The organism is Pseudoalteromonas sp. Z1A2, from assembly GCF_011378755.1.
In the GTDB taxonomy this organism is placed as follows: domain Bacteria; phylum Pseudomonadota; class Gammaproteobacteria; order Enterobacterales; family Alteromonadaceae; genus Pseudoalteromonas; species Pseudoalteromonas distincta.
Map to the genome: position 1 here is coordinate 1 of NZ_WTKX01000050.1, position 10556 is coordinate 10556.

Annotated in this window: 10 protein-coding genes; 7 read left to right on the top strand and 3 right to left on the bottom strand. The window is 41.1% G+C overall.

Features of this window, described 5'->3' with window-relative positions; all coding sequences use genetic code 11:
• Positions 1–6: 6 nt before the first annotated feature.
• The 3 genes from GQR47_RS19775 to GQR47_RS19785 all read left to right on the top strand — a co-directional run bounded on the left by GQR47_RS19775 (position 7) and on the right by GQR47_RS19785 (position 1777).
• A complete protein-coding gene (locus GQR47_RS19775) occupies positions 7–216 on the top strand; it encodes a cold-shock protein (protein WP_007580429.1) in 210 nt (69 codons plus the stop codon).
• 231 nt (positions 217–447) lie between these two features.
• Positions 448–696 (top strand): DUF3297 family protein, encoded by a 249-nt coding sequence (locus GQR47_RS19780; protein ID WP_002963088.1) that lies wholly within the window; start codon positions 448–450, stop codon positions 694–696.
• 178 nt (positions 697–874) lie between these two features.
• Positions 875–1777, top strand: a complete 903-nt coding sequence (locus GQR47_RS19785; protein ID WP_154903796.1) for a homocysteine S-methyltransferase family protein — start codon at positions 875–877, stop codon at positions 1775–1777.
• A gap of 168 nt (positions 1778–1945) precedes the next feature.
• Here GQR47_RS19785 and GQR47_RS19790 read toward each other — a convergent pair whose 3' ends face one another.
• Together GQR47_RS19790 and GQR47_RS19795 are read right to left on the bottom strand one after the other, a co-directional pair.
• A complete protein-coding gene (locus tag GQR47_RS19790; RefSeq protein WP_165724385.1) occupies positions 1946–2797 on the bottom strand; it encodes an alpha/beta hydrolase-fold protein in 852 nt (283 codons plus the stop codon).
• Positions 2798–2938: 141 nt separating this feature from the next.
• The gene (locus GQR47_RS19795; protein ID WP_024597294.1) at positions 2939–3355 is read right to left on the bottom strand and encodes a MerC domain-containing protein; all 417 of its coding nucleotides are present in this window, start codon (positions 3353–3355) and stop codon (positions 2939–2941) included.
• A gap of 141 nt (positions 3356–3496) precedes the next feature.
• On the opposite strand from GQR47_RS19795, the gene GQR47_RS19800 reads away from it, so the two are divergent.
• Positions 3497–5908 (top strand): TonB-dependent receptor, encoded by a 2412-nt coding sequence (locus GQR47_RS19800; protein ID WP_024597293.1) that lies wholly within the window; start codon positions 3497–3499, stop codon positions 5906–5908.
• A gap of 32 nt (positions 5909–5940) precedes the next feature.
• The gene (locus tag GQR47_RS19805; RefSeq protein ID WP_024597292.1) at positions 5941–7338 is read left to right on the top strand and encodes a hypothetical protein; all 1398 of its coding nucleotides are present in this window, start codon (positions 5941–5943) and stop codon (positions 7336–7338) included.
• A gap of 98 nt (positions 7339–7436) precedes the next feature.
• On the opposite strand, the gene GQR47_RS19810 is transcribed toward GQR47_RS19805, so the two are convergent.
• The gene (locus GQR47_RS19810) at positions 7437–8738 is read right to left on the bottom strand and encodes a DEAD/DEAH box helicase (RefSeq protein WP_024597291.1); all 1302 of its coding nucleotides are present in this window, start codon (positions 8736–8738) and stop codon (positions 7437–7439) included.
• Between the two features lie 193 nt (positions 8739–8931).
• Between GQR47_RS19810 and GQR47_RS19815 the strand changes: the two genes are divergently transcribed.
• Complete coding sequence (locus GQR47_RS19815; protein WP_024597290.1) at positions 8932–10089, top strand: hypothetical protein; 1158 nt, start codon at positions 8932–8934, stop codon at positions 10087–10089.
• A gap of 12 nt (positions 10090–10101) precedes the next feature.
• On the top strand, positions 10102–10455 hold the full coding sequence (locus GQR47_RS19820) for a hypothetical protein (RefSeq protein ID WP_139015392.1): 354 nt from the start codon (positions 10102–10104) through the stop codon (positions 10453–10455).
• The last annotated feature ends 101 nt before the right edge of the window (positions 10456–10556 follow it).

Below are 10556 nucleotides of genomic sequence, written 5' to 3' on the forward strand. Positions count from 1 at the left end.
CATATTATGTCTAATACAACTACTGGTTCAGTAAAATGGTTTAACGAAGCAAAAGGTTTTGGTTTTATCGAGCAAGAATCTGGCGCAGATGTTTTTGCACATTTCAGCGCAATCTCTGGCGACGGTTTTAAAACTTTAGCTGAAGGCCAACGTGTACAGTTTACTGTTACTCAAGGTCAAAAAGGCCCACAAGCCGAGAACATTGTTAGCATCTAATTGCTAAACAATTGAATGGGTTAGAGATAACCCATTAATATATTTACCTTTATAATTATTTAGTCGAATATCTTCAAAACCTCCTCTGTAAATATTTTCCAAGCGCAATCTCATTTGTATACACAACTCATTAATTAGTACATTTTTAAACACATTTACTACTATCTCTCTTGAGCGAAAGCTTTGTATTGCCTACAATAGCGCATACTTCATTCAATATAGAATATGACCATGAACGACACTACCGCAAAACCTGCTTTACCAGATCGCCTTTCTATCAACCCACGTAGCCCACATCATGTGGAAGAAGTTTTTGAACACGATATTGGTATCACGTTCAACGGCAAAGAGCGTTTTGATGTTGAAGAATACTGCATCAGCGAAGGTTGGATAAAGTTTGCATCTCCAAAAGGCCTTGATCGTCGCGGACAACCACTTTTACTTACAAGAAAAGGCACTGTTGAAGCCTTTTATAAGTAAGCTAATACGACTTACTAAAAAAGCGACACCATATTGGGTAGTCGCTTTTTTTGTGCATTTTTATAACTCATTTAATAGGTTTAGCTTTATTCATGCTCAACCTGATGAAGTTTCATTATAATTATTTAAAAAGTATGTTTGAATAGCGCCATATAGTTTAGATATACAGAAACCCACAATGAATAAAGTAACTATTTTAGATGGCGGCATGGGACGCGAACTTAAGCGCATTGGCGCACCGTTTTCACAGCCATTTTGGAGCGCACAAGCATTAATAGAAGCCCCGCATTTTGTAACCCGAGCACACCAAGGTTTTATAGATGCCGGTGCTGAAATAATTACAGCTAACAGCTACGCCTGTGTGCCCTTTCATTTAGGTGAAGAGCTATATCAAGCTCAAGGCGCAGCCCTTGCACAGCAAGCTGCCGTTATTGCAAAAGAAGTAGCTCAAAATGCTAAACAAAATGTATTAGTAGCAGGTTCATTACCACCAGCGTTTGGCTCTTACCGCCCTGAACTATTTGAAAGCGAACGCGCATTTACTATTTTAGATACGCTATACAAGGCGCAAGACGAGCACGTAGATTTATGGATTGGCGAAACTATATCGAGTATTGAAGAAGCGCACGTTATGGCAAGCGTCCTTAAAGGCTCAAACAAGCCATGTTATTACGCATTTACTTTAACTGATGCGATAAGCGAGCAAGCGACACTTCGCTCTGGTGAGCTGGTAAGTGACGCAGTAACGGCTTTGCTAGAACAAAATGTTGCTGGTATTTTCTTTAACTGTTCAATACCTGAAGTTATAGAGCAAGCCTTTAGCGATACCAACGCAGTATTAGCCAAGCAAAATAAAAGTGTTGTTTTAGGGGCGTTTGCTAATGGCTTTACACCTATAGCACGCGATTACAAAGCCAACGAAGGATCGCAAGCGTATCGCGATATTTCACCTTCAGAATATCTAGACTTTGCTAAAAAATGGCACAGCCAGGGCGCAAGCATTATTGGTGGCTGCTGTGGTATAGGCCCTGAGTTTATTGAAGTGCTGGTAAGCTGGAAAAAGGAACTTGAAAGCGCCTAAGCTTTTAATGCCTTTTAGGGCTTATTGGCTACACCAATCGTGTTAAGTTATTAGGCATTTATAGCGACAGATAAATAGTGTGATAACAAGGCATAAATATCGACATGTAGCTGTTCTACATGAGAAATTTATAACGCTGTTAGCGCTCTATTTAGCACGCTAGAATGATTAAATATTTAAGTCGATTGGTGTCATTCCCAACACCCAATCAAGCCCTTGTATTGCTGTAGTAGGAAATGCGGTTGCATGGCTCGCCCCTTCAATAACAACGCTTTTTAGTTCAATATTGTCACTGCTAAGTGCATTAATTTTTTGCGTTAATTGCTTTGCCCCTTCCACCATATTTTGCCCTTCACCAAAGCTTAGCGTTTCCTTTGCCCCTACCGATATATAAACCTTTATAGGCACTTTAGGCTTATGTGCTTGTAGCGCTAATACTGCATTGCTGTTAAACCAAACCGATGGGCTGCCAATAATATAATTGTTAAATAAATCGGGCATCGTAAATAAAATAGTGGCACCAAATAACCCGCCTAAAGAATTACCTATATAGGTTTTTTGTGTGCTACTTGCTCGGTAGTTACTTTGTATAAATGGCAGCACAGTATTTTTTAAAAACAGCGCATGATTTTGAGCGTTACCGGTTTGCTTTTTCCAGCTTTGAGCCTTATTTGGGGTGTAGTCTCTAATTCGACTATTAGACCCTCTAGATCCTTTTTCGTAGCTAATGGCCACAATAATAGCCTCCTGCATATTGCCGCTATTCATAGGAAACCGTGTAGCACCCGCCACAATAGGAAACATATACGGTGCATCGGTTAAATAAATAACCGGATATATTTTTTCAGGCTGCTTTTTATATGACTTAGGGAGCTGAATAAAAACAGGGTATACCCGTTTAGTAGCAGGCTCAGTTAACTCAATAACACTACTTCTAGGGATTTGGTACGGAGTATTTGCGCTTAATTTTAAACACACTAAAGCGCAAAGTAGCAGCAGGGATTTTAAAGCAGTATTCATTTATATTAATTAACCTAAGCCAAGCGTAATAATCGATATTGAATGACTACTTTAACTCACTTTTAGCTTTAGGCTATTAAAAAACAAAGTTAAATATTGAAAGGCAGTGCTACATGTTAGCTGTTTGTAGCACTGAAAACGCTAAGCTATCTGATCAGATTCAGCGCTTGAACACGGGCAATTATCCTCATTTTGTTTAAGGCATTGTTGATAATTAAACCAATGAGCTACAGCAATAAACGCTGAGCCTATTAAGGTTAGCGCTTTTTCGGCTATTTCATGCCCTAGCAATACCGCACATATCATAAAAGACAGCCCAATAACGCCGCAGGCCATGTAACGCTTACGCTTATGCTTTTTACAGCCTAGGCTCAATGCTAATAAACTGGTGGGTAATACCGCTGCAAGAATCCATAAATGAAATTGTTCACTATCTATTTGCAGTACAGCAAAGCTTGGCAATAGCGCTAAAATAACCGGGGTTACAAAACAATGCACTGTACACATTAACGATAACCCAATCGCCATACGATCCATAACACTTTGACTCGACTTCATTATTTCCTCTACTAAATTAGTGCCTCTACTCAAAAGCGTTACTTTTAAGGAGACATTTTAGTAACAACAGTTAATTACTATTGATACATTATAACATTTCCCACATAATTGATATAATATAACATCCACCAAGGTAGTCAAATGAAACGTAGATCACAATTAGCTGTTCTCATAGCAGCTTTATTACCTGCAAGTGTGCTTGCATCCACAATAGAGGGCGTTGTTTTAAACAACAAAGGTAAAGTAGTTACCAATGCAACAGTAAAAGTTGAAGGCTCAGACCTTAAAGTAACCACCGATGAAAACGGTAAATTTGTAATAGCAGAGCTAAACAATGGCTTAAAAGAGCTACATGTTGTAGCCCCTGGTTATGCTCACCTTCATCGCGATATAACAATAACGAATGATGATAACCAATCGGTTACTTTTAATTTAAAGCGCTCGCCTATTGAAGTTATTGATATTGAAGCAACCCCTATTCATATGTCGGCAATGGAATCTGCGTCGCCTGTTAGTGTTTTATCTGGCGAACAACTAAGACGACAACAAGCTGCAACCCTTGGCGACAGCCTTGAAAAACTTCCAGGCGTTAATACTAACTTTCACGGGAAGGTAGCCAGCACACCTATTATTCGTGGTTTAAGCGGCCCTCGTGTACTTATTACTCAAAATGGCCTTGATGTAAGTGATGTGTCGCGCGTTGGCCCCGATCACTCTGTTGCATCAGAGGCGTCTACCGCACAACAAATTGAAGTATTACGCGGCCCAGCAACATTGTTTTATGGCAGCGGCGCGATTGGCGGTGTGGTTAATGTGGTAGATAACCGCGTACCAACTGATAGCACAACACGCGGCGAGTGGAACGTAGAACATAACTCGGTTGATAACCAAAAAGTGGCCTCTTTTAATGCCACCACAGGTACCGATTCATTTGCTTTTTATGCCGATGCGTTTTGGCGTGAAGCCGACGACTACGAGGTACCTGTAGCTGCTGATATAGATAGCGACGGCGAAGAGCATCGTGGCGATTACAAAGTTGAAAACAGTAATGAAGAGTCTGATGGTTTTACTGTTGGCGCTAGCTATTTAATGGATAACGGCTTTATTGGCTTAGCAGTAGAGCAATTTAATCGTCAATACGGTATTCCAGGCCATACGCACGGCGAGGAAGAAGAGGAAGAACACAGCGACGAAGAAGAAAGCGTATTTGCTGATTTAGAGCAAACTAAAGTGCAATTATTAGGTGAGTACAACCTAGATAATAAATGGCTAAACAAAGTAAACCTGCGTGTTGGCCACACTGACTACGAACACGCTGAAATTGAGGGTGGGGCAGTAGGCACTACTTTTAAAAACGAAACAAACGAATTACGTATAGACCTACTACATAACCAATTTAGCGAGTGGAATGGCGGCATTAGTTTTCATTACAAACAAAGCGATGTTGAAGCGCAAGGTGAAGAGGCCTTTACTCCTCCATCAGAAACCGAAAGCTTTGCTGTAGCGCTGATGGAAGAAAGGCACTTTGGTGATTTTTTAGTACAGTTAGGTGGGCGCATAGAGCGTGTAACAATTGAAGCAGGTGACGTATTACTGCCAAATATTGACGCTCACGCACACGATGAAGTAGAAGAAGCCGACGAGCATGATCACGACCACGAAGAAAGCGCAGAAACCACTCGTGTATTTGACGTAGAGCATGAATTTACACCAATCAGTTTATCGGCAGGCGTAGTGTGGGATTTTACACCTAACTATAATTTAGGGCTGTCGGTATCGCGATCTGAACGTGCGCCTTCTGCTTCTGAGTTGTTATCGTTTGGGCCGCACATTGGCACTGGCACTTACGAAGTAGGCGCACTATTTAATTTAGGTGAAGACGGTCATTTAGGTTTATCTGATCAAGCAATTGACCTAGAAACAGCCAATAATATCGATTTAACTTTTCGTAAAACCCAAGGTGATATTGGCTTTATTTTAAATGCCTTCTACAACCAAGTAGATAACTACTATTACCAAATAGACACTGGTTTATTCGCTGAAAGTGGCCACGACCATAGCGATGAAGAAGAAGGCGCTGACGAACACGACCATTCATCAGAACTGCCGGTTTATTTATTTAAAACAGGCGACGTAATTTTACACGGGTTTGAAGCGCAAATTGCGTGGCAATTAACCGATGAATTTAAAGTAGATTTATTCTCTGATTACGTGCGTGCACGCCTTAAAGACGGCGGCGATTTACCCCGTACACCACCGCTTCGTTTTGGTAGCGAGTTAAGCTATCAAACAGATAAATTAAGTGCGCATATTCACGTTACTCGCTATCAAAAGCAAGACCGCACAGCCCCACAAGAAACAGCCACAGGCGGTTACACATTGGTTGATGCAAGCATCTCTTACGACCTTTCAGTATTAAACCAAGATATGTCTGTGTACCTGCGAGGCACCAACTTAACAGATACAGAAGCACGCGTGCACAGCTCGTTTGTAAAAGATATAGCACCACGTCCAGGGCGTAGCTTTGCGCTAGGCATTCGCGGTTATTTTTAAGCATTAAAAAATTATAATTAAAGGAAATAAACATGAAAAAACTATACAAATTAAAGCTTATTGCACTGGCTATTAGCACTACATTTATTACAGCCTGTGGCGATGCAGAGACTAATATTGTAGAAAAAGATCCTATTGTTGTAGAGGACGAGCACGATCATGACGATGATCACGACCATGATGATGGCTACACAATTGATTCATTAGGCAGATTAGCTGTGCTTGCAGGCAACAGCAACGAAGCCAGCTTTTATGACCTAGATGACAACGCTTTACTTGAAACATTTACCCTGACGAATGATTCAAACACGCTGTCGTCATCACCTGATTTTCGTTATGCCGTTATTGCTAGCCGCGCTCAAGATTACTTAGGCTTTATTGATGGTGGTTTATGGCGTGAAGACCATGGCGAGCACCTGCACGATTACGAGCAAAGCCCAGCGGCTAGCAGCTATGAGTTAACAAGTGGCAGTCGCCCTACACACTTAATAACTCACGACGGGCAATTAGCTGTTTTTTATGATGGTGATGCAGACTCAGGTACGGTTGCCTCTGTTGAAGTATTAACAGATAACGACATAACCAGCGCAACAGCAACACTACCGAGTATTAGCTACGATATTAATATGCACGGCGTAGCAGAGCCACGCGGTGAGCATTTATTATCAACACTTCGCCGTGATGACAGCGAAAGCACATCGGTTGCTAAAGTACTGCCAGACCAAGTAGGTGTTTATCATTTTCATGATGGTGAATACGAGCTTGAACAAACCTTAGAGCTGACGTGTCCTGATTTACACGGTGCGGCACAAAACCACGACTACGTAGTATTTGGCTGTAGCGATGGTGTGTTATTAGCCCACCAGCACGATGATGAATACGAAGCTGAAAAAATAGCGAACATTGCAGCCGTTGGCGATTTACGTATTGGTAGTATTTATGGCCACGAAGATAGCGAGACCTTTATTGGCGTAGCATCTGGCCATGGTGGCGGCGAAGCAGTAATTGTAACTATTAACCCTGCAACAGCACAAATGGAAGAACTAGAATGGCAACTAGCTGATGGCGCAAGTGCCGTGTCGTACTCTTTTTCTGCCCATGGCGAGGACTTTTTAATATTAGACAGCTTAGGCTTTTTAAATGTATTTAGCGCACACGACCATGATGGCGAAATGCATTGGGAGCTTGAAGGCCAAGTTGATATTACCGAGCAAGATGTATCGACCATGCCTGAGGGCATGAACTTTAGCATGACAGTTGCGCAAAATGGTCAGTTTGCTTACGTTGCCGACCCGATTGCTCAGCACGTTGTGCAAGTACACCTTGAAGACTTAGAAATTGAAAGTGAGCTAGAGTTAACTTTTCCACCTGCAAGCATTACCTGGTTAGGGATTGCACAAGAAATAGAAGATGAAGATCACGACCATTAATTTAAAACTAACGCTTTAAGTTAAAGCCACAAAACAAAAAACCCGTAATTAGGTCTACTAATTACGAGTTTTTTACAGCTATTTATTTAGCTCTATTGTTACTTACGGCGCCAGCCACTCCATACATCATCTATATCATCGGCTTTATTTTTTTTCTTTTTCTTGCCTGTGCCTTCTGGTTTTGCCATTGGCTTTTCATTTTTAAGCGCCTGTGCAGCATCAAGATTAGCTTGGTTTACAGCAAAACCGGTTACTTCTTCACGCTCTAGGCGTAGTTTGTTTTTCTTCTCGATTATTTTAAAGTGATGCAAATCTTCGTAATCAACCAATGAAAGCGCTAAGCCTACTTCACCAGCACGGCCGCTTCGACCAATACGGTGCATATAATCAGAAGGACTTCGTGGTAGATTAAAGTTTATTACCACTGGCAGCTTTTCAATATCTAAACCACGTGCAGCAATATCGGTTGCGATAAGCACCTCTATTTCGCCGGCTTTAAATTTTTCAATTACACGAGTACGCTCACTTTGGCCTTTATCGCCATGGAACACTTGTGCATTCACACCGCGTTTTTCAAGTTTACTGGCTAAATGCTCACAGTCTTTTTTAGCGTTTACAAAAATAAGTGCTTGGCGCCATTTATGCGCTTTAATTAAATGCGCTAAAACCGTAGTTTTTTCGCCTTTATTAACTGTAAATACGCGCTGTACTAAGGTGCTTTCGTCTTTGTTTTGTACTTGTATTTCAACTGGGTTATTTAGTAGTTCTTGCGTTAATTGTGTGACTTGCTCTGGGAAGGTCGCTGAAAACAACATGGTTTGTTTTTTAGCAGGCATTAACGCTAAAAGGTCAGCCAGCTCTTCGGTAAAGCCAAGGCTTAGCATACGGTCGGCTTCATCAAGCACAAGCGTAGTTACTTTATCGAGCTTAATCGCATTGCTTGAGATTAAATCAAGCAAGCGACCAGGTGTTGCCACAATAATATCGGCGCCGCCGCGCAGTGCCTGCATTTGTGTATTAACCGACACACCACCAAACACGGCCACCGTTTTAATTGCGCCATTAAAGTTAGCAGAATACGATTTAACGCTATCGGCCACCTGCGTAGCAAGCTCACGGGTAGGTACTAAAATAAGCCCCGTTACAAAATTACCTTTACTCGCTGGTTTTCTACTACCTTGCTCAACGAACATCTTTTGTAGCATAGGCAGCGCAAACGTCGCAGTTTTACCTGAGCCGGTATTTGCCCCCGCAATTAAATCGCTACCTGCAAGTACACTTGGAATGGCCTTAGCTTGAATAGGTGTAGGCTGGGTATATTCCAAATCGGTTAAACGAGCTTGTAGCTCTGGAATAAGGCCAAGATCGTTAAAAGTACTAGGGCTTGTTGCTGAGGTCATGAATATTACGGGCTCATTGCTAAAAAAGTAGCCTGTAATTTTAGCGTATTTAGCGCTTATTAAGTAGGGATTAGTGATCTAAATAAAATGAACCTTGTTTTATTCAACGATAATCCTCTGGATATTGCCTTGTATTAATACTATTTCTCATATAGTTCAATCATTACGAAAATCGCATGAACACGCTGTATTCTTGATTTCAACATTTCAAGTGTGTTATTTTTTGATATCTGATGGATTAATTTTAGATACAAGGAAATATCATGTCTCATTTGATTTATGCTTTAATACAAAAAGCAGAGCAAGCCTACCATTTAACACTAGTGATTTAGAGCAACTAAAGCGATTTAGAGAAGATAACCCTCATATTATAGGTAATTTTATACCTCAAGGAACTCCCTTTATTTTAAGATCTCCACAGTCTGGGGATATGAGTGACTTTAGGCGTTCTCGTCCTGACATAGCTTGCGCACTTGACAGTACTGTGTCTTGGCCTCAGCATACAAAAAGAAATGTCAGTACTATAGTAAACAGCTTCGGTGATGAAGATGCCTTGGCTATTGCCGCACTATATGACGCAGAAATCTCCCCATACGTGGACAAAGTGAGAAAACTGACAGAACTAAAATTTTTAGGTAGAAATTTTGACGCTATTGCCGCTACTGGTGCGGCATTTACTTCCCTAGAGTCAAGCCAAGTAAGATTGAGCTCATTTGGAAAAGCAATTCTAAAATACCAAACTAGCTTGATTGAAATAAGAAAAGCATCGCAAAACAAGCAACCTAAGTTAGAACTAATCAAGCTAGGTAACAGAGCTAAGCAAGCTCACCTAGAGCTTAATACTGTATTTAAAAGGGAAATGGTCAAATTCAAAGGCAAGGTGAAAGCATCTGCGAAAGGTAATATATGGTCTAGTGCACAGCGAGGCATTGATACAGCAAGAAGCGCAAGAACTTCTACTCCCCTCAAATTAACTTCTTTAGCTTACATACAGCACTTACGTAGACTAGAACAAAATTCTAATTTTGCAGGAAAGTTTATCATTGCTGTTGATGCTGGTCTTAGGGCTGATAGCGTTTATAAAGATTACAAAGCAGGTAAAGATTGGCAGCGACGTGCCATTGTTGAAACAACAGGGCTTGGTTTAGGGACAGCCGCAGGCATTGGCGCCGGAAGTGCAACAGTTACAGCTGGTGTAGGTATAGCAATTGCCATGGGGCCAGTTGGTTGGGTTATCTTAATTGGAGCCGGCCTCGGGGCTGGATTAATGGTCGGTAAAGCGGGTGATGAAGTTGGTAAGTTTATTTCTGGCGAATTATATGATTTAAGCTCAAGCATTGACTGGTTTTAAATTATGTATGTAATGCCTGAAAAAATATTTTTATTTATCTCTTTACCAATAATAATGAGCTATCTTATTTCAACCTTATGCTTCACTCGCATTACAATGAAACACATTGAGAGAAAATTGCGCGAAGAAGGGGTACATGAGCCGCTTTGGGACAAAGGAATAGGCATAAGAGTAAGCATGTATGGCAAAGTTATTAGACGGCAAAAGCCAGTAAAAGCTACGATAGTTAATGATGAAGCGATTTTGCGACACGCGCGGCCTATAGACTTAATTTTAGCTCGTATAATGCACATATCATTTTTAGGTTTGATGTTAGTTATTGCCTATGGCTACTTTGCTTATGACTTAAGTGAGCGCACATATTAAAAAGGCGCATTAAGCTGTCTCTTGATCACAAGTCTGACTCAAGAGATTTTGCTAAATCGTAGCCTTCCAGGATGGCTTGTAACTTAAGCCATCCTTGCCAT